This window comes from Kribbella sp. NPDC004875 (assembly GCF_042873375.1).
Classification (GTDB): Bacteria; Actinomycetota; Actinomycetes; order Propionibacteriales; family Kribbellaceae; genus Kribbella.
This window is the reverse complement of sequence record NZ_JBIALI010000003.1, coordinates 65,029-90,859: the sequence shown is the minus strand read 5'-3', so window position 1 is coordinate 90,859 and position 25,831 is coordinate 65,029. Positions and strand designations below refer to the sequence as shown.

The following is a 25,831-nucleotide window of genomic DNA, read 5'->3' as shown; positions in this document are numbered from 1 at the left end:
GTCAACCGAGAGTTTTCAGCAGCGCATCGATCGCTTGCTTCTCGGCTGCCGCGTTCTTGGTCTCGCGCACTGAGGTGAACAGGTCGTCGTTCTGGTTGTCGATGAACGCCCAGGCCTTTTTGTCGAGCGGTTCGAGCTTGTCCTGGTCGTCGTCCCAGGCCTTCTCGTAGGCGTTCACGGCGCCGTTCAGTGCGCCTTGGTCGCTCTTCGCGAGGTCGGACCGCATGCTCCGGACCAGCGTCCGGTAGCGGGCCACGTCGGTCTTCGGGAAGTGTGCGACGGCCTGAGCCGACGTCAGGTGGATCTTCGCGCCCGGGTTCGGACCCTCGTTCTCGGCGGCCGCGTTCGCGTGCGGCTGGGCGGAGGCCCAGTTGAGCAGTACCGCGGCCGCGACGGCGGAGGCGAGCATGACGCCGGCCATCGGCCACTCGCGCCCCGGCCGGTGGTACTTCGCGCCGCCGTCCCGGTGCTGCCGGCCCTCGATGACGTCGGACCTGGTCAGCGTCAGGTAGACGACGGTCGCCAGAATGGCCGCCAGGAAGATGATGCTGGTCACCAGCGTCCCCAGTCCCAGGCCCTTGTCCGGGACCCTCGGGGAGGCCAGCCAGTCACCGAGGTTCGCGCCCAGCGGGCGAGTCAGGATGTACGCGATCCAGAACGCGAGCACCGGGTTCGCGCCGAACCGCCAGCAGCTGACGACGATCGCGATCAGCGCGAGCGGCAGCAGGACGGACACACCCGGGCTCCACCCGGTCAGTTCGAGAGTCCAGTCGCCGGCCGCCGTACCCAGGGCGAAGGTGACCAGGACGGCCAGCCAGTAGAACGCCTCACGAGGCCGGGTGACGATGCTGTGGATCGACAGCGTGCGCTCACGAGCCCACCAGATGCCGAACACGGCCGCAAGCCCGATGCTGAACACCGTGGTGCTGATCCACAGTGGTACGCCGAGTTGGTCGGTGAGGATGTCCGTGTACAGCGTGCCGGTCACGCTGACGACCACGACGGTCAGCCAGTAGGCGGCCGGCTGATAGCGCGACCTGGTCAGCTGCCAGATCAGGACCGCGGCGAACACGACGGTGAAGATCACCGCGGTGGCGATGAGTCCGACGCCGAGCTGCATGTTGATCCAGTCGGCGAAGCTCTCACCGACAGTCGTGCAGAGGATCTTGATCAGCCAGAACCACAAGGTGACCTCGGGGACTTTGTTCAGCAGCACCCGGGGCGCCGCGGTGCGCGACGCGGTTTCGGTAGTCATGCCGGCCAGACTTGCGCAGTACACCTGCAGACAACCTGACTACGGCGCCGGGAACCTGACCTCGACGTGACCGTTGCCTTCCGCAAGGGCTCGCACCCCGACCCCGGTCGCCGTTGCGATCCGCCGTACGACGGCAAGCCCCAGGCCGGTCCCGCTCGTCGCACTGTGACCGGGAGCGAACGCACGCTCGACATCGTCCGGATCGAAGCCCGGCCCGTCGTCGAGGACGTGCACCAGCACGTCGTCGCCGGCCGCCTCGACGATCAGCGCGACCTTCGCGTTGGCGTGTCGCGTGGCGTTGTCGAGCAGCGGGGCGAGGACCGAAGCGACGACTTCGGCCGGTACGGCGACTTCGACGTCCATCGGCCCGTCGACCAGGATTTCACGGCCCTCGACGACTCGGCGGAGCACCGGTCGCAAGCGACAGGAGGACTCGCGGCTTCGAGTACGCGCCGCATCGAGGATCGTGGTCACGGCGGTGGACAGACGGTCGGTCTCGGTGAGGACGACCCGGGGATCGACTTGTATCCCGGAGATCTCCGCGAGCTGGGCCTCGCCACGCAGTACCGTCACCGGCGTTCGCAGCTCGTGGGCGATCTCGTCGGTCAGCCGGCGCTCGTCGGCGATCGTCGCGGACACCCGGTCGAGGAGGCGATCGAACGTCTGGGCCAGTTCACCGAACTCGTCGCGCGGCGGTCCCAGCCCGAAGCGCCGGTCCGGGTCGTGATCGCCCCATTCGTCCGCCATCGCCGACATCTGGTGCACGACGCGCAGGGCCCGACTCACCCCGACGTACGCCGTGACGCCGGCGAGCACGATGACGAGCGCACCGAGGATCAGCGACATCACCAGATCACGCTGCTCGGCCTTCTCGAACGGAGCGAGGTCGACCATGACCACCACGGTGACTTGGTGTCCAGGGACCATCAGCGGTTCGGCGTACAACAGGTATCGGCCTGTCGGGAGGAAGCCGGAGCGGCCGGCGGTGCCGAGACGTTCGGCTGCGGCCGCCACGGCCGGGTGTAGTTCGCCGTCGATCAGGCGGCCGTCGGAGAAGACCCAGGCGACGGTGTCGAAGGCGTCACCCGCGCCCTCGACGAGGGTGATCTTTCCGTTGCGTGATTCAACCGTCGCCGCGACGGCGTCGGCGCGAGTGTGTGCCAGCGTTCGGGTGTCGGTCTCGGTCGCCCGCGAGGCGAGCACGTGGCTGAGAACGACGAGTACGGCGACAACCAGCGTCGCCGTGAGCACCGCGAGCGAGACGATCCGCGCGCGGAAGCCGGTCAGTCCCATCGGTAGCCGACTCCACGGACGGTGCCGACCCGATCTGCCACCCCGAGACGGTCGAGTTTCACCCGCAGCCGGCGCAGGTACGAGTCGAGGGTGTTCTCGCTGACCTGCGCACCGTGCGGCCAGCCCGCGGCGATGAGCGAATGCCGGCGTACCACCTCGCCCGGGACAGAGATGAGCCTGCCGAGGAGGCGGAACTCGGTCGGCGTGAGCGCCTCGCCGACCGCGCCCCGGCGTACCTCGTGGCTGGTCGGATCGAGCACCACCTCATCGGCGGTGGCAGTCACGGTGGTCCGTCGCAGCAGTGCCCGGATGCGGACCAGCAGCTCCGGGATGTCGAACGGCTTGGTCAGGTAGTCGTCCGCGCCCGCCTCGAACCCGCTGACCTTGTGATGAGTACCTCCCAGCGCCGTGAGCATCAGCACCGGCGCATCGACACCCCGCGCCCGCAAGGCCAGACAGACGTCCCGGCCGTCCGCATCCGGCAGCCCGATATCAAGAATCACCACCTGCGGCTCCGGCTCGAGCCGCGCAAGCATGTCACCCGCACCCGCCGTAGCCACCACCTCATGCCCATCACCCCGCAAGGCCCGACTCAAAAGCCCACGCAGCGCCAGATCATCCTCACAAACAGCAACCCGAGCCACACGCAGCAACGTACCGACCCCAACCTGAGAACCATCTGAGCCAGCCGGACAGGCGTCTGGTTTGATGGGCGGGTGTTGCGGAGTTGGAAGTTTGCGGTGGGGTTTGGGGTGATGGGACTGGTTTTCGGGGGCTGGTCCTGGGTGGGTGGGTCACGGGGTGTGGCCGTGGCGGAGCTGGTGGTTTGTGTGGTGCTGGCGGTGGTGCTCTCGCCGCTGGTGTTTCCGCGGTCGGTGAGTGTGGTGGAGGCGGCTCGGGTGGGGAAGCCGGTGATCTACTGGCGGCCGGGGTGTCAGTTCTGTCTGCGGTTGCGGTTCACGCTGCTCGGCTCGGCCGGGGGAGCGTCGTGGGTGAACATCTGGTCCGACCCGGCGGCGGCCGCGGCGGTGCGGGCGGTGGCGGACGGGAACGAGACGGTGCCGACCGTCCTGGTCGGGAGCGAGAGCCGGGTGAACCCAGCGCCGCGCTGGGTACGCGAGCAGCTCGAGCACCGTTAGAAGCGGAACGGGAGCCTCGGCGAGACGATGAAGAACAGCTGAACGGCGGCGAGCGCGATGATGCTGGCCGGCGGGCTGAGCAGTGAGATCGCCGCGGCGAGTGCGTACAGGGTTTGGGCGACCACGAGCCGTCGCCGGATCAGGACCACCGATTCGGTCCGCTCCGCGAGACCGGCGCGGACGACGTGAACGACCTGCCACCCGAGCGTGAGCCCGAGACCGAGCAGGTTCAACCAGTACACACCCACGGCCAGCGGCAGGTGGACGTGCGAGGAGAGCACGGACGCCGAGAACGGCAACGTCGACACGAAGAAGAGAAACGTCAGCACGGACCACGCCAGCATCCGGTCGGAACGGTCGCACACGTTCAGCAGCGTGTGTTCGGCCAGCCAGAAGGTCCCCAGCATGGTGAAGCTGAGCAGGTACGCCGCGAACTCCGGCCCGAGCGCCTGCAGTTGATGCCACAGCGCACCGTTGCTCGAAGCCTCCGTGCCTTCAGGCAGCCGGACGTCGAGAACCAGCAGAGTCATCGCCACCGCGAAGACGCCGTCGGCCAGTGTCCGCAGGCGCTCGGCGTCGCGCCCGGACAATTGGTTGTAGCTGGTCCCCACATCCACCATGCCCACAGTGTGCACACCGAGAAGCGCACCGGGCGCGGCACCCGCGCCCGGCGCACCAACGGTCAGTCGAACAGCGGGATCAGCCGCCGGAGTTCGTCGTCCGAGACGGTCCGCCCGTAATCGGCGAGTTGGAAGGTCTCGGCATGCCGTACGCCGTCCGCGCGCGCCTCCCCGTAGTACTTCGCGAGCGCCGGCCGGACATCGTCGGGCACACCCATGAACTCGCTCCAGTAAGTCAGGATGAACTCCCGGCAGGCGGCCCAGTCGTCGGCCGGCGGGACCTTGTCCATCAGCCCCCGCTGGTGCGGCGCGAACTCGTAGAACTGCGTGGCATGCGCCGCGCAGGCCCGGAGCTTCGCCTCGATCGTGGCATCGACATCAACCGCGACGTCGTGCCGGTGCCCTTCGAGCGAGCCGTAGTCCGGCATCAACAGACACACCGGCGACCGATCGAGAGCAGGCGAGTCCGGTACGACGTTGGGCACGCTACTGAACGAGACCGCATCCCGAACCACCCGCCCGGCCGCCCGGTTGTCGGGATGCCCCGGGCACTCCCCGTGGAACGCGATCACCACGTCGGCCCGCCAGGACCGCAGCGCCGCGATGACGCGTCGCCGTACCTCGATCGACGCCTCGAGTTCGCCGTCGTGGTACTCCCAGATCTCGTACTCGAGCACGCCGAGCAGCCGTGCCGCGTCAACCGCCTCGTGCGCGCGACGCCGCGCCAACGGACCGCGTTCGAGCGCGTGATGACCGGCGTCCCCGTTGGTGAGGGACAGGTACTTCACCGCATGTCCCGCCTCGGCGAGCAGCGCGGACGTGCCACCGGCGTACATGTCGGCCTCGTCGGGGTGCGCCCCGACCACCAAGACCTTGAGTGCCTGGGTCATCGGTTCTCCTTCTTCTGGTCGAGGACGTCGCGCAGCGTCGCAGCGGACCGGCTGACGAACCCGAGCTGACGGTCGAGATCGAACGGCTCGGTGTAGTAGTCGTCCGGCCCAGGAGCTCGCCCGGCCGCGACGTCGTCGATGTACACCTGCGACAGCCGCACGAGTTCGAGCACCTCGCTGACGGCGAGATCCGGCTGACCGGCCTGCCACTCGGGGTCGTAGACCGGGATGTCGTTGAAGTCGCGCGCCGTGGTGTTCTCGATCGTGAGAATCGACACCGGCGCCTCGGCCACCAGGGCCCCGAGCAGCGCGGTCCAATCGATCACACCGTCGCCACAGGCCCGGATCTGCCGGGCCAATCCGCGCGGCGTCGGGTAGAGCACCACATCGCGAAGATGCGTGAGCACCGTGTACGGCGCCATCCGCTGCGCTGCGCGGACCGGGTCCTCACCGCGCACGACCACGTTGGCGGAGTCGAAGGTCACGGCGAGCACGTCCTCGCCGACGTCCTCGATCAGCTGCAGGATCTCCGTGGTGGTGATCTCCTCGTGCGTCTCCACGGCGGCCTTCGCGTCGTGGTCCCGCAGTACCGGCGCGAGCTGCCGCAGGAAGTTGCGCGTGGCCACCAGTTGCTCGGGCCAGGTGACGTCGGTGCGGAACCTGTCGATCGCCTGCAGCCCCCAGTCGTGTTTCTGGTAGTTGGCCGTGTCGACCCAGAGCAGGTGGCAGCCGATCGCGGTCACCGCCTCGATCATCCGGGTCATGCCCTTCAGATAGTCGCCGCGCCCGAGTTCCCGGACCTCGGGCGCCTCGGGAGTGTTGAAGGGGTTGACCTTCCCCAGTCCCATGTCGATCCGCAGACCGAGGTCGTCGGCGGTCTTGCGTACGTCGGTCAGCACGGCCTGGTCGAGGTCGGGAGTGATGTCGAGGACGGTCCGGAAGAACACCCCGGCGTACCCGAGTTCGTGGCACCGTTCGAGGAGCTTGAACGGGCCGAGCTCGGCCGCCTGTGGGAACTTGCGTCCGTCGATTCCGATCTGCACGGAAGTCTCCTCAGGATTGGACGGCGTGACACCGCACCCAGCGATCGCCGGGCAGAGTGGTCACGGGTGGCATGACGGTTGCGCACTGCTCCGTCGCGAGCGGGCAGCGGGCGACGAACGGACAGCCGTCGGCCGTCGTCGCAGGCTTCGCAACCGTGGGCTTTGTGACAGTGGGCTTTGTAGGAGTGGTGGTGGATCCAGGCACGGAGGCCAGGAGCAGCCGCGTGTACGGGTGCTGCGGTTCGTCCAGCAGGGCGGTGGCGGGCGCGGACTCCACGCCGTACCCGCTGAACATGACCGTGATGCGGTCAGCGAGGTAGCGGGCGCTGACCAGGTCGTGCGTGATGTAGAGCAACGCGACGCCGCGTTTCTCGCGGAGGCCGGCGAGCAGGTTGAGGATGTCGACACGTACCGACATGTCGAGCATCGAGACCGGTTCGTCGGCGATCACCAAGCGCGGCGCCGGCGCGAGGGCTCGGGCGATGCCGACGCGCTGGCGCTGACCACCGGACAGTTCGTGCGAGTACCGCTTCGCGAAGCGCTCCGCCGGCCGCAGACCGACCGACCCGAGCAGCTCGGCGACGGTCTTGTCGACGTCGTCCTCGTGCGCCGAGCGAACGATCGCCCGCCGGAGGTGATGACCGACCGAGTGCGCTGGATTCAGCGACCCGAACACGTCCTGGAAGATCATCTGGACGGTCGGTTCCGGCTGATGTCCGGCAGGTCGCCCCTCGAACTCGACGGTGCCGGCGGTTGGCCGGACCAGTCGCGCGAGGATCCGCCCGGCCGTGGTCTTCCCGCTGCCGGACTCTCCGACGAGCGCGACGATCTGCCCGGCGTCGATGGTCATGGACAGATCGCGTACGGCGTTCACCTGGGTCCGCGACCACAGGCCGCCGCGGCGATACACCTTGCTGAGCCCGCGGACCTCCATCAGCGGCGTGCTCATCGCGATCCCTCCATGATCCTCGTGGTGACGTGACATGCCACGCGACGTCCGTTGTCGAAAGCAACCAGCGGCGGCTGCTCGACCGAGCACTGCTCCTCTGCCAGCGGACAGCGCGGGTGGAACCGGCAACCGGACGGCGGTTCGCTGGGATCGGGCGGCTGCCCGGCCAACCCGGTGAGGCGGGCCGGTCCTCCGCGCAGCGAAGGCACGGCGGCGACCAGTCCCTGCGAGTACGGATGCTCCTGCCGTACGCCGAACTCGGCCGCGGGCGCTGTCTCGGCGAGCCGACCGGCGTACATCACGGCGACCCGGTCGGCGGTCTGCAGCAGCAACGGCAGGTCGTGTGTGATCATCAGCACCGCGAACCCGAACTCGCTCTGCAACCGCCGCACCTGCCGGATGATGTCGTCCTGTACGACGACGTCGAGCGCGGTCGTTGGCTCGTCCATCAACACGACCCGCGGCCGGAGGGCGAGGGCCATCGCGATCGCGACCCGCTGACGCATCCCCCCGGACAGCTCGTGCGGATACGCGCGGACCCGACGCCGCTCGATACCGACGAGGTCGAGCAGCTCGGCCGGTGTGTCAGCCGCTCGTTCTCCCGCCCGCCCACGGTCCAGCACCTCAGCCAGTTGCCGCTCGATCCGGGCGACCGGGTTGAGCGCGTTGAGCGAGTTCTGCATGACCATCGAGACCTCGCGCCAGCGGATCTCACGCACCTGCTGGTCGGTCATCGTGAGAATGTCCCGATCGCCCAGCAGCACCCGTCCACCACTGATGAAGCCCGGCGCCCGGAGCAACCGCACCACCGCCAGCGCCGCCGTCGACTTCCCGGAACCGGACTCGCCGGCCAGCCCGAGGAACTCGCCTCGTCGCAGCTCAAGATCCAGCCCGTCGACCACGGTGACGGGACCGTCTTCGGTCACGTAACCAACCTCGAGACCTTCGACCCGTAGCTCAGTCATGGCTCACCACCGGCGTGACGAGCGAAGCGCTCCGTGGCCGCAGGCCGAAGGCCCGACGCAACATAGGTGCCGCGCGCAACCGTGGATCGGCCTTCTCGTCGACGGAGTGGTTGATCAGGGCGAGCGCGGACGCGGTCAGGGCGATGCCCAGACCCGGTACGACGAATGTCCACCAGTACCCCTGGAGCAGGGCCGAGTCGTTCTGCGCCCAGTTCAGCATCGTGCCCCAGGTGACCTTGCTGCTGTGGCCGAGGCCGAGGAACTCCAGCCCGGCCTCCGCGGTGATCGCGTAGATCACCTGATTGATCAGGTAGGCGACGGTGATCGACACCATGTTCGGCAACAGCTCGACCACGATGATCCGCCACCGCGCCTCCCGGGCCAGTCGGGCCGCGGCGATGAACTCCCGCTCGCGCAGACTCAGCGCCTGCGACCGGAACAAGCGCGCCCCGAACGACCACCCGGTGAACGTCAGCACCACGATGATCGTCAACTCGCCCGGTGGCAGAAAGGCCGCGAGTACCACCATCAGCGGTACGCCGGGAATCGCGAGGAACACGTTGGTCAGCAGGGACAGAGCGTCGTCCACCCACCCACCGGCGTACGCGGACACGAGACCGACGAGGATGCCGATCAGGGTCGTCAGCCCGGCCACCGAGAACGACACGAGGAACGACGTACGGGCGCCGTACAGAAACTGGCTGAGGACGTCGAAGCCCTGACCTGTCGTCCCGAGCGGATGGCCGAGCGACGGCGAAGCGTTGAGCGGTCCGGCCTCCGTCGGTGGGTACGGCGCGAGCAGTGGCGCGAACACGGCCGCCAGCACGAGCAGCGCCAGGACGCCGGCACCGAGCCAGAACGAGAACGAACGTGGCGGTCTCATCGGGAGCCTCCCAGCCGGACGCGGGGATCGAGCAGGACGTAGAGCGAGTCGACCGCGAAGTTCGCGCCGAGCACGGCGAGCGTGATGATCAGGAACAGTGCCTGCATCAGTGGGTAGTCGACGGTGTTGACCGCTTGGAGCAGCAGGTAGCCCAGGCCTGGGTACGAGAACACGATCTCGGTGAGGATCTGACCGCTCAGGACACCACCGAGGACGACGCCGAGCATGGTGACGTTCGGCAGCAGGGCGTTGCGGGCCGCGTGCCGCAGTACCCGACCCGGCTGGAGACCCTTCGCCTCGGCGAGGGCCAGGTAGTCCTCGGAGAGTACGGCGACCATCGTGTTGCGCATGTTCAACGTCCACGCGCCGAGTGACACCAGCACGATGGTTGTCACCGGCAACGTGAGGTGGCTGATCACGCTCGACACGAACAGCCAGGACCACTCGGGCACCAGACCGTCGTCGTACGCGTGGCCCAGTGGGAACGCGCTCCACTTGAGGCCGAGCAGGTAGAGCAGCAGGAGGGCAAGGAAGAAGTACGGGAACGAGCCGACGAAGATCAGCGCCGGCGGCGCGATCCGGTCGACCGCGCCGGACCGCCGCCATGCCGCGACGGCGCCGATCCCGCAGCCGATCGCGAAGCTGAGCAGCACGCTGATCACACCGAGCAGCACGGACCAGCCGAGGCCGGTCGCGATCACGTCCGTGACCGGCGACGGGAACTGCGACAGGGACACCCCGAGATCACCGTGCAGCAGGCTGGCCAGGTAGTGCACGTACTGCGCGATGAGCGGGTCGTCGGACAGCCCGTACGCCTGGCGCAGGCTGTCGAGCGCGGCCGGCGTCAGGTTCTTGCCATACTGCGCGAACATCGTCGTGGCCGGATCGCCGGGCGCCAGCCGGGGGAGGAAGAAATTGACGGAGACGGCGACGAAGGCCGCCAGTAGGTAGAAGCCGAGACGTCTGATCAGGAAGGCCATGGATCACGCCGTGTAGGTGAGTTTGGGCCAGATCAGGTACGTGTTGCCGACCCCTTGGTTGTTCAGCAGTGCGTACTGGTCCTTGCTCGTCGGCATGCCGCTGAACCGCTTGGTGTTGTACGTCCCCCAACTCGGCTGCCCGTACATCGGGATCGCCGGCGCGTCCTCGGAGAACAGTGCCTGCAGCTGCCGCGCGAGGTCCTTCTGCGCGCGCTCGTCCGACGTCGCGGCGAACTTCTCCAGCAGTACGTCGGCCCGCGGGTCCTTGAAGCGCTGCAGGTTCAACTGGGACGGCGTACCGGTGGGAGCGTAGGTCTGGCTCGACATCATCGCGCGGAAGAACTCGAACGGGGTCGCGGACAGGTCGTTGTTGGTCAGCGTCATGTCGAAGCGCCCGCTCTGCGTGTTGTCGGTCCACGTCTCGACGGCCGGGGTCCGCAGGTCGACCGTGATGCCGACTTGTTCGAGGCTCTGGGTCACCACCTGTGCCGAGGCGATCCAGTCCGTCCAGCCGGTCGGGACCTCGATCGTGAACTGCAGCGGCTTGCCGTCCGCGCCCACACGCCGCCCGTTGACCAGCTTGAGGCCGGCGGCATCGAGTTGCGCGCGGGCCGCGGCGACGTCGTGGTCCACCCAGGACCTGCCGCTCGACACCACGGCCGGGTCGATCCAGTCCTTGAACGCACCCTCGGCCAAGCCGGTGGCGTTACCCGGCTGACTTTTGCCCCACAGCGCGACCTGGATCATCCGCTGACGATCGAGACACAGACTGATCGCCTTCCGGACCCGCACGTCGTCGAACGGTTTCTTGGTGGTGTTCAGTGCGAGGAAGACAGTGCTGGTCAGCGGCCACCAGTACCCGAAATGCTTCGGATCCTTGGGTACGAACGTTTTGTCCGGGTCGACCGCCGTACCACCCCAGTCCAGTTGACCGGAGATCAACGCGGCCGCGATCTGGTCGTTCCCGGAGTACGCCGGGACGTTGAGCCCACGGATGTTGAGCTTCTGCCAGTACTGCGGATTCTGCGTGAGCTGGTACTGCTGCGCGCCGAACACCGCGATGGTGGTGAACGGACCGGTCGCGACCGGCGATTCGTCGGTGTACTTGACCGGGTCGCTGACCGCCGACCAGATGTGCTTGCTCACGATGTACTGACCGGCGAGCAGGTAGAGGCCGGGGGAGTAGACCTTGCGGAAGTCGAAGCGGACGGTCTTCGGATCGGGAGCCGAGACGGCGCCGAGGAAGTCCTGCCAGACGCCCGACGCGGGACCGATGAGGCCCTTGTTCGCCTTCATCAGCTCGAAGGTGAAGACCACGTCGTCAGCGCTGAACGGCTGCCCGTCCGACCACTTCACGCCGTCGCGCAGTGTGAGCTCGAGTCGTCGCCCGCCGTTCGACCACGTGTACGCCGTGGCCAGGGACGGCTCGAGTTTGCCGGTCGCGAAGTTCTGGATCATCAACGGTTCGTACATGGTCTTGGTCGAGGCCCACCGCGACGTCGCGGAGAACGGGTTGAAGTTCCGGGTGAACGTCCGGCTGCTCTCGCAGGCCAGCGTCAGCAACGCACCCTTGGCGCCACCGGCCTGGCCGGCGTTTCCGCTACACCCGGCCAGCGCGGCCGCGGCCCCGAGAGCCAGGACGGTACGCCGGGAAAAATGAGACACCTCTAGTACGGACATGGGTCCTCCAGGGACAGAAGTGGAGGTAGTGAGTAGGTAGGGGAGTGGGATCAGCGGCCGGCAGTGCCGGCGGACAGGATCCGGTCGCGGGTGAAGGACAGACCGAACTCCAGGGCACCGGCCCGCACCGGGTTGCCCTGCACAGCACTGGTCACGATCGGCGTCCTGGCGAGCAAGGTGCCGCCCAGCCGCTGGGCGAGCAGGTCACACAACGCGTCGCCGCCGGTCTGCCCGATCGGCCCGCCGAGGACGACGAGTTCGGGGTCGAGCATGCCGACGACGTTGATCAGGGCAACGGCGATCCGGGCTACCAGATCGTCGAGAAAACCGGAGTACCGCTCGGGTTCCGCGAAGCCGGTCCGGACCGCGTCGACCGGCGTACGGGCATTCAGGTCATGGGCGTGCGCGAGCCGGAGGAGTGCTCGAGGGTCGAGTACGCCGTCCAGCGGGCCGCCCTGTTCGTCGTACACACGGGCACGGCTGACGGGATCGGGGACGATCACGCTGCTGAGCTCACCGGATCGCCCGGTCGCGCCGCGCCACAGTTGCCCGCGCAGCACCAGGCCTGCGCCGACTCCTTCACCGATCCACAGCAGCGCGAACGTGTCGATCCCCGTCGCGGCGCCTTGCGCGAGTTCTTCGAGCGCGACGAGGTTGACGTCGTTCTCGATCCGCACGTGGTCGATGCCCAGCGCTTCCTGCACCGAGTTCAGCACATGGAAGCCCGACCAGCTCGGCACCTGCAGGACCGACGTGAGCTGTCCGGTGTGTGGATCGACCACACCGGGCATCCCGATCACGACCTGGTCGATGTCGTCGGTCGTCACCTGCGCCGCGGCACAGGCGGTGGCCACGGCGTCGGACAGTACGGCGACCGCGTCGTACTTCTTCGGGGTACGGACATTCGCCTCTCCCAGCACGTGTCCCGCGAGGTCGGCCACCGCGACGTCGATCGCTTGCGGCGTCACGTCGACGCCGACCACGAGCGATGCGGTGCCCTGGATCGCCCACAACTGCGCGGGCGGTCCGGCGGGACTCGGCTTGGAGCCGTTCTTGTGGACGAGGCCTGCCGTTTCGAGTCGGCGCAGTACCTCGGCGACGGATGCCTTGGACAGCCCGGTGAGCTCCTCGAGCTCCGCCCGGGTCGACGGGCCGTGCTCGATCAGCAGCTCCATCGCGGCACGCTCGTTGAGCGTCCGCAACAAGCGCGGGCTTCCTCCGGACATCAGTCACCTCGTCCACTCGGCACTGGCAACCGCCACCGTCTGGATACTTTCTAGACGGTTATCAGAAGGTAAGCACCGCCGTCCCCGAGGTCAAGGCCCAACTCAAATCCGCGTGCTGCTGAAAGCGCCTTGAAAGCGCCGAACGGCAGTCTCGAAACCCCCGGCCGAGGAGGCGCCGATGAGACGCATCATGGAAACCCTGCTCGCCTTCACCCGCTCCTGGCTGTCCCCCACCGGCCCACTCCGCGAGCAGCCCCAACGAGCCCCGGAAGAACCCCCTCCGCCCGACGAAGAGCCTGATCACGACGACGGACGTGCCGGCTGAGCTCATTGCCTGGACACGAACGACACGCAGTACGGCTGGTCGCTGCCGATAAAGGTGAAACGCTGACGCGTCCAGCAGCGATAGGGGGAGGAGGACGGAGCGGTTGGATGGTGGGGGAATCATGGGGAGAGGCGCGAGCCGTACGGTCACGTTTCGTGTGATGGCGGACGATGACAAGTTCTGATGGATGGGTCACGGAACCTCGGAGAGCTAGGCGGGACGCGCTTGTCGCCGACGCCGTGCGCCTGACAAGCGGGAAGAAGGACGGGGTGCACCGAGTGCGGCTGGCGCGGCGCCTCGGCACAATGCACAAGCTCCACCCGAGAGTGGTGATGGCCGTCCTTGACCAGGCGTCTGAGCTGATCAGCGAAGGGTTCATGGTCCGGCGCCGGCCGGCGAAGCGGCAACAGCCGGCTCCGTCAGGAGCCGCCGCACGGAAGGACTGGCCGGGTCTCACCAGCGAGATCCGGTATTTCCTGAGCGAGATCCAGACCGACGCGGTCTATCTCCAGGTTGCGGGAACGCTGGGTGGAATCGTTCTGCGCCTGCGGCTCGATTTCGTCGACGGCGCGCGCAAGCACCCGATCTGGCTCGCCTGCCTTGTCGAAGGCGAGGTGATCCGTGACGAGCTGTTGGCCGAGTCGCCGCTCGTGCTCGGCCGCAACTGGTCGCTACCTCTCGTCCGGCCGGCACCGGACAGCTCCCCGCCTCTGGTGGCCGTTTGGCGTACCTCGTCTCCGGGCGAGGCGGCCGACACCGTTCGATCTGTGCTGGAAGGCCGGCTCGGGATCGCAGCCGAACGAGTGCATCTCACGCGCGACGAGTGCACTCCCCGGGAACTGGATCGGCGGGTGACGGGGCAAGCAGTCGTCCAGCGGTTGCGACGATCCGGGGGCCGCAAGGGCGTCGTACGGCGATCGTGTGACAGGTGCGGACAACCGCTGAGCGATCCGGAGAGCGTCCGTCTGGGGATCGGCCCGGAGTGTCGCAGCTACTACAGCCGACAGATCCTCGACGCCGTACGCAGACCCTCAGCCGACGTTCGACGCCCGGGCAGTAAGTCTCAGGTGACCTGGCTGTCTGCCGTGAGGTCGAAGTGGTGGCCCCCGCACGGCGCGCCCATCAAGTCAGCCTGACGGCGCTAGTCGAGGTAGCCGGTTTTGGGGTTGATGCCGGAGAGGAAGGCGCGGATGGACTGTTCGTGGTCGGCCTCGGTGCGGGTCTGCTCCGGTGACGACGACTCGCTGAAGCCGTAGCCGGGATTCGGGCCGGAGACCCAGTCGTAGTCGTAGGTCCCGGGGTGGTTCTCGCGGACCGAGACCTCGAAGAGCTCGCCGTCGACCTCGACCCTCGATGTATACATATGAGTCTCCTAGCTGCGGATAACAAGCGGTACGATTGCGTCAATCATGGGATAGTTGTATACATTGCTGCTATGTCCAGTGCTGCTGATGCCCTCCATCTTCCGCCGATCGCCGGCATCGCGGCGAGAGACCTTCCGGCGCACGAGGACGTGGTAGCCGCGCTCGACGAGTTGCAGCGGCGTGGCGCCGGCGTACTGCTGCTGCCGTCGCCCCGGGACGCGAGCCCCGACCTCGACCCAGGCGAGCTCCGAGAAGTGCGCGCCGAGGCGAGCAGACGCGGCGTGACCATCGAGACCGGCATCGGCGAACTCCATCCCGATCGGTTCCGGTACGACGAGAAGCTGGCGCTGCTCGCGGCCGGCGAGGTCCTGGGAGTCACGGCGTACCACACGTCCTTCGGCGTACTCGCGGACCGCTTCCGCACCGATCCGACGTGGGAGCAACAAAGAGCGGCCGGTGTGGCCGGCGTGAGATCGCTGGTGGAGCGCGCGGAGCGACCGTTGGTACTGCGGACCCATGAAGAGATGACGACGTTCGAGCTCTGTCGACTCGTGGACCAGGTCGATCACCCAGGCCTGCGCGTCGGGTTCAGCCCGGTGAACGTCATCACTCGGCTCGAAGATCCCCTCAGTGCACTGGAACGCATCGCCGACCTGGTGCGGACCGTGTTCGTCGACGACGCGTGGGTTGTCCGCACCGGGACCGGGCTCGCGCGCCGGCTGCGGCGACTCGGCGACGGCGACCTGCCGTGGCGGGCGATCGTCGACCGGCTCGCCGACAGGCCGGTGCAGTACATCCTCGACATCCACCGGGCCGAGTTCGACATGCCGCTGTACGACGCCACGTGGCTCGGGCACCACTCGGATCTCACCGTGCAGGAGTTGGTCGCCGTACTTCGGGCCAGTCGCGATGCCGGCGAGCAGACGCCGGCGTCCGAACGTGCTGCCTGGGCGTTGGAGCTGCTGCGCGGACACCATCGAGAGGGCGAGCATGTCTGACCTGTTCATCCGGCGAGTGACAGCGCTCGGCCACGGCCGCTGTGACGTCCTCATCCAGGACGGACGCATCGCCCGGATCGGGTCGCTGGCTGCGCCGCCGGATGTGGAGGTGCTCGACGGCGCCGGCCAGGTTCTGCTGCCCGGGTTCGTTGACGCCCACTCGCACCTGGACAAGTCGCTGCTCGGCCGCCCGTGGTACCGCCGAGAACCGAGTCGCGACCTCCAACGGATGCTGGCCGACGAACGCGACCTGCGCCGGTCGCCGGACTGGGACTACGAACAGCAGATCGGCACGAATGTCGACGTACTGATCGCCTCCGGTGTCACCCACACGCGGGCGTTCGTCGACGTCGACACCGACGCAGGTCTGCGCGGCCTCGAGGCAATGCTCGCCATCAAACACCGGTACGCCGATGCGCTGACGATCCACGTGGTGGCCTTCGCACAAAGCGGCGTCTCGGGACGCCCCGGGACCGCGGAGCTGCTGGATCAGGCCCTGGCCAACGGTGCGGACTGTATCGGCGGGATCGACCCGTGCCTGGTGGAACGCGATCCGGTCGCGCATCTGGACCTGGTCTTCGGGCTGGCGCAGCGGCACGGGTCCGCAGTCGACATCCATCTGCACGAGCCAGGACCCCTCGGCGCATTCTCGGCAAGCCTGATCATCGAACGCACCCGCGCCACCGGCCTCGGCGGAAAGGTCGTGATCAGTCATCCCGATTTCCTCGGCGGCATCCCCGCCGGTCAAGCGTCGGCGCTGATCGAGCAACTGGTGGACGCCGGAGTCGCGGTGACGACCAACGTGTCCGCCGGCGATCCGAAACCGCCACTGCGGGAGATGCTCGCGGCCGGCCTGGCGGTCGGCGCCGGATGCGACGGCGAACGTGACTCCTGGGCGCCGTTCAACCGGTCCGACATGCTGTTGAAGACCAACCAGCTGGCCTGGCGGCACGGTCTCGGAACCGACGACGAACTCGAACTCGCGCTCCGGGTGGCGACCACCGGCGGCGCCGCGGTCATGGGCGTGACGGACCACGGTCTCGCGCCCGGCTGCCGCGCGGATCTGGTCCTGGTGCCCGGCGAGGTCGTGGTCGAGCCGGTCGTCGCAGTGCCGGCCGAGCGAACCGTGGTCAAAGGCGGTGCGATCGTCTCGCGGCCGGGTTCGGCTATTCTGCGGACACCGAACGGGGAGCAACCAAGGCAGGGATGACGGGGTGAAACAGACGCCGGAGCCGCGGCTGTCGGCGCGGCTGTACGAGGAGCTGCGCCGCCGCATCATCACCGGCGTCTACCCACAGGGCCAGCGGTTGACCGAGCAGCACATCGCCGCCGAGCTCGGCGTCTCCCGGATCCCGTTGCGCGAGGCGCTGCCGCAGCTGGAGGTCGAGGGCTTCATCCAGAGCTTCCCGCGCCGCGGCGTCGTCGTACGGCGCTGGACGGACGAGACCGTGCATCACGTGTTCGACGTCCGGCTCGCGATCGAAGGCCAGGCGGCTCGGCTCGCGGCGCGACGGGTGGCGAAGGGGGACGTCGACCTCGACCAGCTGTGGGCGCGGCTGGAGGAGTCCGAGGCCAAGATCCGCACCGGTGAAGCCCTGGCGGTTGCGCAGGCGAACGCGGACTTCCACCAAGAGGTCGTGTCCGCCACCGGGAACGAGCTGATGTCGGCATTGATGGCAGCGGTGGCGGGCCGGCTGGTCTGGATGTTCTACCTGTCCATCCGGCGTGACCCGCACAAGCCGAGCCCCGAGCACCGCTCGGTCACCCAAGCCATTGCTGATGGCAACGAGCTGCTGGCCGAGTCGATCATGCTCGCGCACATCGAGTCGGGCCGCGAACCCGCCCTCACCATGCTCCGCAACAGCCTGACCGAGGCCTAGGGAGCCCTAGTCGTCGCAGGGGATGCCCGAGTCCCGGAGTACCTCGCGGATGTAGGCGAAGGAGTCGTCGACCCACTTCCAGGCGTCCTCGGCCGTGAAGCCGCGGGCGGAGACCTCTGCGAGTGAGGGCACCTCGCCGGCGGCGATCCGGTTCTCGAAGGCGCGGGCCAGACCGAGGTACTCGACGAGCTCGGTGACGGTCAGGTCCGGGTGGCCGTCGAGCCAGATCGGGTCGTACAGAGCGATGCCGGTACGGGCGTCCTTCGCGCGGGTGGCGAGCTGCGGCGCGCTGGAGATGCCCACCTCGGCGATCTCCAGCGAGAGGTTCAGTCCGGGGTTGGCGGCGTACAGGGCCGGAAGGATCCAGTGCAGGTCGACGACGCCTTGCCCGTTCGGACGCATCTGGTCGCGCATCCCGTGCGGGTCGTGGACGAGTGCCGCGTCCTTGAGATGTGTCTGCCGGACGTACGGCGCCACGCGTTGCGCCGTCCGCGCTGGATGTTCGGCGCGCTGCAACGGGTTCGCGGTGTCGTAGGTGATCCCCATGACATCGGGGCCGACCTCCTCGACGAGGCGGACGAGTTCGAACGAGGTGATCTCCTCGTGGGTCTCGGCGTTCAGGTGCAGACCGAGGTCGCGGGCGATCGGCGCGAGGATCGTGCAGAACTTCGCGGTGGCCGCGAGTTGGTCGGTCCACGTGACGTCGGTGCGATAGCGGTCGTAGCAGAGCCGTCCGGAGTACGGCTTGATGCCGGCGGTCGCGACCCAGAGTTCGGTGATGCCGATCGCGGCGGCGGCCTCCATCATCCGCCGGAAGCCCGCCACGGTGTCGCCGTCGCCGAGGGCACGAAGCTCGGGGGACTCGGGCAGCCCGTACGGATTGACCTTGCCCAGCCCGGACTCCAGGTACAGGCCGAGGCGGTCCGCGGTACTGCGGACCTCGCGGAGCAGACCGGGGTCGAGCGTGGGGCTCAGATGCAGCATCGTCCGGAAGAACAAGCCGCCCAGACCGTGCTCGGCCGCCTGCTGGAGCTGTTCGGGCGCGGTCAGCGTGGTCGCTCCGGGCAGCTTCAGGGCATCACTACCAAGACGCATGCGAAGTCTCCTAAGTATACAATTTCCTCAAGCGTCAGGCTTGGAATCGCTGCTGTCGATCCTTGAGAGGCTAAAATTGTATTCTAATCTGGCAGTGGCGGGTTCATGGTGAACGCGGGGCGGGAGTCGAGGCACTGGTGGCTCGATCAGATCCGGATCGAGACCGCGATCGAGGCGCAAGCGGATGGGTCGTACCGATCGCGGGCGGAACTCGGCGCGGTCCGCATCGAGGACGGTGTCTTCGCGGAGATCAAGCTCGGCGGCACGGCCCCCGATGACGGCCGGCCGGTCGTCGACGGTGCCGGCCAACTGCTCGTCCCAGGTCTGCGCGACACGCACATCCATCTGGACAAGACGTTCTACGGCGACGGCTGGCGGGCCCCGATCGCCGGCCGGTTCTGGCTGTCCGAGGAGGAACGGCTGCTGCCCGAGATGTCGGAACGCATCCCGGTCCGCAGTAACGCGATCCTCGACCTGCTGGTCGCCAACGGCACCACCGAGGTAGTTGCCCACTGCAACGTCGACCACGTGATCGGGATCCGGAACGTCGAACGACTCCTCGCCGTACTGCGGAGCCGGACCGACGTCGACTGGAGCGTGGTCGCCTACCCGCAACACGGCCTGCGGGACGGCGTGATCGCACCGCTCCTCGAGCAGGCGCTCGAGCTGGGAGCGGGCGTCGTCGGCGGGATCGACCCGGCCCGGATCGAAGGCGATGTCACCAAGGCCCTCGACGTCACCTTCGGGATCGCGGTCGACCACGACGCCGGTATCGATTTCCACCTCCACGACGGCGGCAGCCTCGGCCTGTTCGAGATCGACCAGATCCTGCGGTACGTCGACCGGACCGGCTGGGAGGGCAAGGTTGCCTTCAGCAACGCGAACGCCCTCGCCCACGCGGATCCGGGCACCGTCCGCACACTCGCGGCCCGGCTCGCTGCCGCCCAGGTCGGCATCGGTACGACGGTCGGCGCCGGCGGCGACCTGATCCCGTTCAAGGCCCTCACCGAAGCGGGTGTCACCGTCAGCCTCGGCAGCGACAGCATCATGGACATCCTCACGCCGTTCGGCCAGGGCGACATCCTCGAGCAACTCTGGATGCTGGCCCAACGCCTCGGCGACTCCGACGACCGGGGTATCGCCCGAACTCTCCAGTACGGCGCTGGTCCGGCGGGCCGCTGGAACCCCGACGGCTCTCGCTCCTGGCCGGCCGCCGGCGACCAGGCCAGCTTCTACCTCACCCCGGCGACCTGCACCGCCGAAGCCATCGCGCGCCGCACCCCGCGCACCCAGGTCTTCCATCGCGGCACCCGGTCTTGACCGGCTCGGGCGCAAGTGGATCCTGGTGGCCACGCTGACCCTGATGGGCGTCGCGACGATGGCGATCGGCGTGCTGCCGACGTACGAGTCCGTGGGGGTGTGGGCGCCGATCCTGCTCGTCCTGAGCCGGTTCCTGCAGGGCTTCGGCGCGGGCGCCGAGCAGTCCGGCGGCGCCACGCTGCTGACCGAGACCGCGGCCCGTGGCAAACGCGGCCGGCTCGCGGCGCTGGTGATGACCGGTGCGGCCGCCGGTACCGCGCTCGGCGCCGGGGCGTGGGCGCTCGTGCAGTTGCTGCCCGACGACCAGCTGCTGTCGTGGGGCTGGCGGGTCGTGTTCCTGAGCAGTGCGTTCGTCACGATCGCGGCGTACATCCTGCGGCGCCGGTTGAAGGAGACACCGGTGTTCGCGGAGATCAAGGCGGAACGTGCGGCGGCCGCCGCACCGGTGCGTGAGGTGTTCCGGAACGGTAAGAAGGCCGTCGCGCTGGTGACGCTGATGACGGTCGGGTTGAGCGTCCAGTCGTACACGTACCAGGTGTTCATGGCGTCGTACCTCAAGGGCACGGTGAAGATCGACGCGCAGACGGTGCCCGAGATCCTGCTGGTCGGCGCGATCTTCGGCGGCATCGGCGCGGTCGTGCTCGGGTACCTGTCGGACCTGTTCGGACGGCGCAGCGTGTTCCTCGCGATCGCCGGGTTGCTGCTGGTGCTGCCGGTGCCCACCTTCGTTGCCCTGAGCACCGGAAATCTCGGGATCATCTACCTGGCGATGATCATCGGGTTCGTGTTCGCCTGCCAGGGCGGCGTCGCGGTGACGATGAGCTACTTCCCGGAACTGTTCGGCAGCCGGTACCGGTACGCCGGTGTCACGCTCGGCCGCGAGTTCGCCGCCGTACTCGGTGGTGGCTTCGCGCCGCTGGTCGCGGTCGCCCTGATGGGTAAGTTCGACTCATGGGTGCCGGTCGCGGTCTACATGACAGTCGCGATGGCGATCACGTTCGGCGCCGCGCTGTTTGCCCCGGAGACCAAGGACCGCGACCTGCTCGCACCCGAGAACGCCACGGACGGCGCGCTGGTGACGCGCGCGTCCACGGCCACCGCCACCGTCTGACCTGTTGAACACCGATCCGAGGAGCGTCATGAAGGCGATCGTCATCCAGGGCAAGCTCGACCTCGTCGAGCTGGACGTCCGCACTCCTGAACCGGAAGCCGGCCAGGTCCGGCTCCGGATGGCGTACGGCGGCATCTGCGGATCGGACCTGCACTACTACCACGAGGGTGCCAACGGCTCGTTCGTCGTCCGCGAGCCGTTGGTCCCGGGGCACGAACTGTCCGGCACCGTCGACCTCGACCCGTCGGGCGACCTGGCCCCGGGCACCCCGGTCACCATCCACCCCGCCACCTTCGGTACGCCGGAACGCGGGATCGAGGACCGCCCGCACCTCTGGCCGAACGGGGCGTACCTCGGCAGCGCCTCCACCTGGCCGCACACGCAGGGCGGGATGTGCGAGTTCGTTGTCGTGAGCAAGGACATGGTCCGGGTCCTGCCCGCGTCGCTGCCGCTGCGGCGCGCCGCGCTGGCCGAACCGCTGGCGGTCGCCCTGCACGCGCTCGCGGTCGCCGGCGGGGTCGAGGCGAAGCGCGTGCTGGTGTCCGGCTCGGGCGCGATCGGACTACTGGCCGCCGCAGCTGCTCTCGCGGCGGGCGCGGCCGAGGTGGTCACGACCGATGTGCTCCCGGGTCCGTTGCAGCGGGCGAGGGAGCTCGGCGTCCACGGCACGTTGCAGGTCGGGACCGACGAGATCCCGTCGATGGCGTACGACGTGGTCCTCGAATGCACCGCCGTACCGGTGGCGATCACCGCCGCTCTCGAGGCGGCGCGCCGCGGTGGCACCGTCGTACTGGTCGGCATCCCGGCCGATGAACCACGTCCGGTGAACCTCGCGCCGGTGGTGTCCCGCGAACTCCAGGTCCGCGGCACCCTCCGCTTCGACGACGAGATCGACCACGCGATCGCCCTGCTCGACCAGTTGCCACACCTCGAGCAGATCGTCACCCACGAGTACCCGGCCACCAAGGCCGTCGAGGCCTTCACCACCGCCACCAACTCCGACACCTCAGGCAAGGTCCTGATCTCCCTCTGGCCCTGAGTCAGCTCGCGAGCAGTTTGTTAGTGTGAATGCCTGAAATCTCCGAGGGAGTGCAGACGTGGTGGGTGAAGACGACATCTCCGGGTGAATCCCGAGGTGACAGGCCGCTGGCTGATTAGCCGTGGCCTGGTTGGTGTTTCGTCTTCCTGTCTCTTGCTGAGCGGCGCCTTCGCGTGCTCGGCGTCTCACCTTGGGGTTCTGCATGTCTGCTCGTTCCTTGACGGCCGTCGACCTGGTTCGCACGTTCGGTGCGCGTCGGGTGCTCGACGGCGTATCCCTCACCGCGCAACCTGGGCACCGGATCGGTCTCATCGGCGAGAACGGGGTGGGGAAGACCACCGTGCTGCGGCTGTTGGCCGGCCGCGACGAGCCGGACGGCGGCACCGTCGTACGGCCTGCGGAGCTGGGGTTCCTCGAACAGGAGCTGCCGTTCGAGCCCGGGCACACGGTGGCCGACGTACTCGACGATGCTCTCCAGGAAGCGCGCGACGATCTCGCCGAGCTCGATCGGTTGTCCGCGGCGCTGGCCGACCGACCGGACGACGCCGACTTGCTGACGCAGTTCGGCGACCGGCTCGATCAAGCCCATGACCGGGAAGCGTGGGATGCGGATCGCCGAGCCGCGATCGTGCTGGCCGGGATCGGCTTGGGGGAGATGACGCATGATCGGCAATTGGCGACGCTGTCCGGTGGTGAGCGCGGACGGCTGGCGCTGGCAGCGCTCCTCGTACGCCGGCCCGCCGCGTTACTGCTGGACGAGCCGACCAACCACCTCGACGACGCGGCAGCCGGGTTCGTCGAGGAACAGCTGCGGGGAATGCAGGGTGTCGTGGTGGTCTCAAGCCACGACCGCGCGTTCCTCGACGCGGTGTGCACGGACCTCATCGATCTGGACCCGGCGGTGGAGGGTCCGGTGCGGTACGGCGGCAACTACACGGCGTACCTGCGGCGGAAACAGGCCGAACGCGATCGCTGGCAACGGCGGTACGACGACGAGCAGGCCGAGCTGGATCGGCTCCGAACCGCCTTGGTCGAGACCGCGTACGACATCGCGCCCGGGCGACTGAAGCGCGACAACGAGAAGATGGGTTTCGGCCACACCTCGGGCCGGGTGCAGAACCAGATCTCCCGGCGGGTCCGCAGCTCCGCGGCCCGCCTGGAGGCGCTGGAACGCGACCAGGTCCCCGAACCGCCTGCACTGCTCCACTTCCACGCGCCCCTCACAGCCACGTCCGCCGAAGCGACCGAGCCGCTGGTGTCCTTGCGCGACATCGACGTACCAGGCCGCCTCGAGCTGGCACATCTCGACCTGCGGCTCGGCGACCACCTGCTCATCTCGGGACCGAACGGCGCCGGCAAGTCCACGCTCCTCGCCGTACTGGCAGGCCACCTGAACCCTTCAGGCGTGGTACGCCGACGTCCCGACCTCACTGTCTCTCTGCTCACCCAGGACACGATCTTCGAGCACGAGCATCGCACGGCCCGCGAGACCTACGACCTCACCCTCGGCAAGGACCGAGCCGGGACCGTCCCACTCAGCACCCTGAACCTGATCGCTCCCCGAGACCTGGACACCCCGGTCGGGCACCTGTCCGTAGGCCAACGCCGCCGCCTCGCACTGGCCCTCCTGATCGCCAACCCACCCGAACTACTCCTCCTCGACGAGCCCACGAACCACCTCTCGCCATCCCTGGCCACCGAACTCGAACAAGCCCTCACCACCACCCCCGGCGCCACAGTCCTCACCACTCACGACCGCTGGCTACGCCATCGCTGGCCCCACGCACACCTGCGCCTCTGAGAACTCCCGATGCCGAGCAGAGCGCTCGTCGTTCAGTCGAGGGGGGTGTTGGGCAGGCAGCCGCAGGACGTGCGGTGCATGATCATCGGCTCGAGCTGGATGCGGCGGACGGCGGCGGTGTCGTCGGCGATGCGGGTGAGGAGGAGGTCGACCGTGGTCTCGGCGAGGGACCGGATCGGCTGGGCGACGGCGGTCAGGCCGGGCTCGAAGAGGTCGGCCCACTCGAAGTCGTCGAAGCAGACGAAGGCGACGTCGGCGGGCACGCGGACGCCGCGCTCCTTCAGTAGCCGTAGGGTCCCGATCGTCATCGCGTTGTTGCCGCTGACCAGCGCGGTCGGCTTCGTACGGCGGCGCAGTAGCTGGTCCGCCGCCGCGTAGCCGCCGGCTCTGGTGCTCAGACCGGAGATCATCAGCCGCTCGTCGACCTCCAGGCCGGCCTTCCGGTGAGCGGCCAGAAAACCGTCGATCCGCTCCTCGGTGGTCGGCAGTCCGCGCTCACCGGTGATCATCCCGATCCGGGTGTGGCCGAGCTCGATCAGGTGTCCGGTCAGAACGGCCAGCGCGTCCGAGCTCTTCACGGCGGCCTGGTCGCACTCGTGCTCGGGCTCGAACCGGTCGACGAGCGTCAGCGGAATCCGGTAGCGGTCCGCGAGCCGGACGGCTTGATCGGCCGACGCGCTCGGCGCGAGCACCAGGCCGTCGACGCGCCGGGCGATGAGTTCCTGGACGACCTGCTGTTCGCGCTCCGCGTTGTCATGGGTGTCCATCAGCAGGATCGACTTGCCGTGCTCGCTGAGCAGACTCTCGAGCTCCTGCGCGAGGGCGGAGAAGTACGGGTTCGACACGGCGGACATCGCCAGGCCGATGACGTTGCTGGAGCCGGCCCGCAACGTCCGGCCGGCCGGGTCGAGGATGTAGTCGAGCTCCTCGATCGCTGCGCGGACCCGGCTCTCGGTGTCCGGCAGCAGCCGCCGCGTCTTGTTCAGGTAGTGCGACACGGTGGCCGTCGACACCCCGGCCGCGCGAGCGACGTCGGCCATCGTCGCCGGTGCCTGGGAAGGCTCCCCGATCGCCCCTGCCGAGGCGGGACGCCGGTCATCCGGCTGAGCAGCTCTGCGCGCGATGGTGAGCCCCTTCCAAGTTCGTTGCCCGTGGTGGGACCCCATGCTACAGTCCCCGCAATCGGTTACGTAATCGATTGACTGGACTTCCTCCGGCCGCCTCGCGCCCGGTTCCCGGCGAACAAGGGACACATCACCGTGGACGCGCACCAACCGCCCACTCCTCATCGCGTCACTGCCCGTCGTACCACCGCCCGTCGTACTACCGCCGCACCCAGGCCGTTGACCTGGCCCGAAGCCGCCGCCCGCCTGGGTGAGCTCGCCGCAGCGGGCCGGCGGACGATCGTCGGCATCGCGGGCCCGCCCGGCGCCGGGAAGTCGACGTTGGGGGAGTGGCTCCTCGCGCACGCGACGGTGCCGGTCGCGCTCGTCCCGATGGACGGCTTCCACCGGAGCAACGCCGAACTCGCACGCCGCGGGCTGCTGTCCCGCAAGGGTGCGCCGGACACGTTCGACGTGTCGGGCTACCTGCAACTCCTCCGGCGCCTGCGCGACGAGGATCAACCGATCGACGCTCCGATATTCGACCGCTCACTGGACGAACCTGTCGCCGGCGGGATCGCCGTGGCACCTTCGACCCGCGTGGTAGTTACCGAAGGCAACTATCTGTTGCACGACCGCGACGGCTGGGAACAGGTCGCCGATCAGCTCGACGAGACCTGGTGGCTGTCCTGCGCCGATGACGAGCGTGGACGCCGCTTGGTCGAGCGGCATCAGGCCTTCGGCCGCAGTGCCGAGGACGCCGCGGAGTTCGTCGCCCGGTCCGATCAGGCCAACGCCGCCCTGATCGCCGACGGCCTGCACCGCGCCGACTTCGTCCTCGCATCGAATTCACAACCGTGACAAGGGAGAAC

At 68.3% G+C, this 25,831-nt stretch carries 26 protein-coding genes; 11 read left to right on the top strand and 15 right to left on the bottom strand.

Annotated elements, in window-relative coordinates:
* Nucleotide 1: 1 nt before the first annotated feature.
* From ACFYRH_RS17635 to ACFYRH_RS17625, 3 genes are read right to left on the bottom strand one after another with little or no spacing between them, the layout of a single operon-like run.
* Nucleotides 2-1,255 (bottom strand): hypothetical protein, encoded by a 1,254-nt coding sequence (locus ACFYRH_RS17635; RefSeq protein WP_387775565.1) that lies wholly within the window; start codon nt 1,253-1,255, stop codon nt 2-4.
* Between the two features lie 39 nt (nt 1,256-1,294).
* Entirely contained in the window at nt 1,295-2,548 is a 1,254-nt protein-coding gene (locus ACFYRH_RS17630) for an ATP-binding protein (protein WP_387775562.1), read from the bottom strand.
* Nucleotides 2,539-3,192: a response regulator transcription factor gene (locus tag ACFYRH_RS17625; RefSeq protein WP_387775559.1), complete on the bottom strand. Its 654-nt coding sequence runs from the start codon at nt 3,190-3,192 to the stop codon at nt 2,539-2,541. The genes ACFYRH_RS17630 and ACFYRH_RS17625 overlap by 10 nt, the downstream gene beginning before the upstream one ends.
* Before the next feature lie 165 nt (nt 3,193-3,357).
* Between ACFYRH_RS17625 and ACFYRH_RS17620 the strand changes: the two genes are divergently transcribed.
* Complete coding sequence (locus tag ACFYRH_RS17620; protein ID WP_387775556.1) at nt 3,358-3,687, top strand: glutaredoxin domain-containing protein; 330 nt, start codon at nt 3,358-3,360, stop codon at nt 3,685-3,687.
* On the opposite strand, the gene ACFYRH_RS17615 is transcribed toward ACFYRH_RS17620, so the two are convergent.
* From ACFYRH_RS17615 to ACFYRH_RS17575, 9 genes are all read right to left on the bottom strand, one after another.
* Entirely contained in the window at nt 3,684-4,307 is a 624-nt protein-coding gene (locus ACFYRH_RS17615; RefSeq protein ID WP_387775553.1) for a TMEM175 family protein, read from the bottom strand. The genes ACFYRH_RS17620 and ACFYRH_RS17615 overlap by 4 nt on opposite strands.
* A gap of 62 nt (nt 4,308-4,369) precedes the next feature.
* Entirely contained in the window at nt 4,370-5,197 is an 828-nt protein-coding gene (locus ACFYRH_RS17610) for a PIG-L deacetylase family protein (RefSeq protein ID WP_387775550.1), read from the bottom strand.
* Nucleotides 5,194-6,240, bottom strand: a complete 1,047-nt coding sequence (locus tag ACFYRH_RS17605) for a sugar phosphate isomerase/epimerase family protein (RefSeq protein ID WP_387775547.1) — start codon at nt 6,238-6,240, stop codon at nt 5,194-5,196. Before ACFYRH_RS17605 ends, ACFYRH_RS17610 begins: the two co-directional genes overlap by 4 nt.
* A 10-nt stretch (nt 6,241-6,250) precedes the next feature.
* Nucleotides 6,251-7,189: an ABC transporter ATP-binding protein gene (locus ACFYRH_RS17600; RefSeq protein ID WP_387775544.1), complete on the bottom strand. Its 939-nt coding sequence runs from the start codon at nt 7,187-7,189 to the stop codon at nt 6,251-6,253.
* Complete coding sequence (locus ACFYRH_RS17595) at nt 7,186-8,154, bottom strand: ABC transporter ATP-binding protein (protein ID WP_387775541.1); 969 nt, start codon at nt 8,152-8,154, stop codon at nt 7,186-7,188. The genes ACFYRH_RS17600 and ACFYRH_RS17595 overlap by 4 nt, the downstream gene beginning before the upstream one ends.
* Nucleotides 8,147-9,037 carry an ABC transporter permease gene (locus ACFYRH_RS17590; protein WP_387775538.1) on the bottom strand — a complete coding sequence of 297 codons (891 nt, stop codon included), beginning with the start codon at nt 9,035-9,037 and terminating at the stop codon, nt 8,147-8,149. The genes ACFYRH_RS17595 and ACFYRH_RS17590 overlap by 8 nt, the downstream gene beginning before the upstream one ends.
* A complete protein-coding gene (locus tag ACFYRH_RS17585; protein ID WP_387775535.1) occupies nt 9,034-10,017 on the bottom strand; it encodes an ABC transporter permease in 984 nt (327 codons plus the stop codon). The genes ACFYRH_RS17590 and ACFYRH_RS17585 overlap by 4 nt, the downstream gene beginning before the upstream one ends.
* A 3-nt stretch (nt 10,018-10,020) precedes the next feature.
* Nucleotides 10,021-11,697 carry an ABC transporter substrate-binding protein gene (locus tag ACFYRH_RS17580; protein ID WP_387775532.1) on the bottom strand — a complete coding sequence of 559 codons (1,677 nt, stop codon included), beginning with the start codon at nt 11,695-11,697 and terminating at the stop codon, nt 10,021-10,023.
* A 50-nt stretch (nt 11,698-11,747) separates the two neighbouring features.
* Entirely contained in the window at nt 11,748-12,923 is a 1,176-nt protein-coding gene (locus tag ACFYRH_RS17575; RefSeq protein ID WP_387775529.1) for an ROK family protein, read from the bottom strand.
* A 178-nt stretch (nt 12,924-13,101) separates the two neighbouring features.
* On the opposite strand from ACFYRH_RS17575, the gene ACFYRH_RS17570 reads away from it, so the two are divergent.
* Both ACFYRH_RS17570 and ACFYRH_RS17565 read left to right on the top strand, forming a co-directional pair.
* Nucleotides 13,102-13,248 (top strand): hypothetical protein, encoded by a 147-nt coding sequence (locus ACFYRH_RS17570; RefSeq protein ID WP_387775526.1) that lies wholly within the window; start codon nt 13,102-13,104, stop codon nt 13,246-13,248.
* Between the two features lie 278 nt (nt 13,249-13,526).
* Complete coding sequence (locus ACFYRH_RS17565) at nt 13,527-14,384, top strand: DUF6011 domain-containing protein (RefSeq protein WP_387775523.1); 858 nt, start codon at nt 13,527-13,529, stop codon at nt 14,382-14,384.
* A 5-nt stretch (nt 14,385-14,389) separates the two neighbouring features.
* Here the strand turns inward: ACFYRH_RS17565 and ACFYRH_RS17560 are convergent, their stop codons facing one another.
* A complete protein-coding gene (locus ACFYRH_RS17560; protein WP_387775520.1) occupies nt 14,390-14,611 on the bottom strand; it encodes a hypothetical protein in 222 nt (73 codons plus the stop codon).
* Nucleotides 14,612-14,683: 72 nt separating this feature from the next.
* Between ACFYRH_RS17560 and ACFYRH_RS17555 the strand changes: the two genes are divergently transcribed.
* From ACFYRH_RS17555 to ACFYRH_RS17545, 3 genes are read left to right on the top strand one after another with little or no spacing between them, the layout of a single operon-like run.
* Nucleotides 14,684-15,610 carry a sugar phosphate isomerase/epimerase family protein gene (locus ACFYRH_RS17555; protein ID WP_387775517.1) on the top strand — a complete coding sequence of 309 codons (927 nt, stop codon included), beginning with the start codon at nt 14,684-14,686 and terminating at the stop codon, nt 15,608-15,610.
* The gene (locus ACFYRH_RS17550) at nt 15,603-16,820 is read left to right on the top strand and encodes an amidohydrolase (RefSeq protein WP_387775514.1); all 1,218 of its coding nucleotides are present in this window, start codon (nt 15,603-15,605) and stop codon (nt 16,818-16,820) included. Before ACFYRH_RS17555 ends, ACFYRH_RS17550 begins: the two co-directional genes overlap by 8 nt.
* Nucleotides 16,821-16,824: 4 nt before the next feature.
* Nucleotides 16,825-17,490, top strand: coding sequence for a GntR family transcriptional regulator (locus tag ACFYRH_RS17545; protein ID WP_387775511.1), 666 nt, complete (start codon nt 16,825-16,827; stop codon nt 17,488-17,490).
* Between the two features lie 6 nt (nt 17,491-17,496).
* On the opposite strand, the gene ACFYRH_RS17540 is transcribed toward ACFYRH_RS17545, so the two are convergent.
* Entirely contained in the window at nt 17,497-18,585 is a 1,089-nt protein-coding gene (locus ACFYRH_RS17540; RefSeq protein WP_387775508.1) for a sugar phosphate isomerase/epimerase family protein, read from the bottom strand.
* A gap of 105 nt (nt 18,586-18,690) precedes the next feature.
* Between ACFYRH_RS17540 and ACFYRH_RS17535 the strand changes: the two genes are divergently transcribed.
* The 4 genes from ACFYRH_RS17535 to ACFYRH_RS17520 all read left to right on the top strand — a co-directional run bounded on the left by ACFYRH_RS17535 (nt 18,691) and on the right by ACFYRH_RS17520 (nt 23,856).
* Complete coding sequence (locus ACFYRH_RS17535) at nt 18,691-19,905, top strand: amidohydrolase family protein (RefSeq protein WP_387775505.1); 1,215 nt, start codon at nt 18,691-18,693, stop codon at nt 19,903-19,905.
* Between the two features lie 25 nt (nt 19,906-19,930).
* A complete protein-coding gene (locus ACFYRH_RS17530; RefSeq protein WP_387775503.1) occupies nt 19,931-21,016 on the top strand; it encodes an MFS transporter in 1,086 nt (361 codons plus the stop codon).
* A gap of 28 nt (nt 21,017-21,044) precedes the next feature.
* Entirely contained in the window at nt 21,045-22,055 is a 1,011-nt protein-coding gene (locus ACFYRH_RS17525; RefSeq protein WP_387775500.1) for a zinc-binding dehydrogenase, read from the top strand.
* A 202-nt stretch (nt 22,056-22,257) separates the two neighbouring features.
* Nucleotides 22,258-23,856, top strand: coding sequence for an ABC-F family ATP-binding cassette domain-containing protein (locus ACFYRH_RS17520; RefSeq protein ID WP_387775497.1), 1,599 nt, complete (start codon nt 22,258-22,260; stop codon nt 23,854-23,856).
* A 32-nt stretch (nt 23,857-23,888) separates the two neighbouring features.
* Here ACFYRH_RS17520 and ACFYRH_RS17515 read toward each other — a convergent pair whose 3' ends face one another.
* Nucleotides 23,889-24,896, bottom strand: a complete 1,008-nt coding sequence (locus tag ACFYRH_RS17515) for a LacI family DNA-binding transcriptional regulator (RefSeq protein ID WP_387775494.1) — start codon at nt 24,894-24,896, stop codon at nt 23,889-23,891.
* A 303-nt stretch (nt 24,897-25,199) separates the two neighbouring features.
* On the opposite strand from ACFYRH_RS17515, the gene ACFYRH_RS17510 reads away from it, so the two are divergent.
* Nucleotides 25,200-25,820 (top strand): nucleoside/nucleotide kinase family protein, encoded by a 621-nt coding sequence (locus ACFYRH_RS17510; RefSeq protein WP_387775491.1) that lies wholly within the window; start codon nt 25,200-25,202, stop codon nt 25,818-25,820.
* The last annotated feature ends 11 nt before the right edge of the window (nt 25,821-25,831 follow it).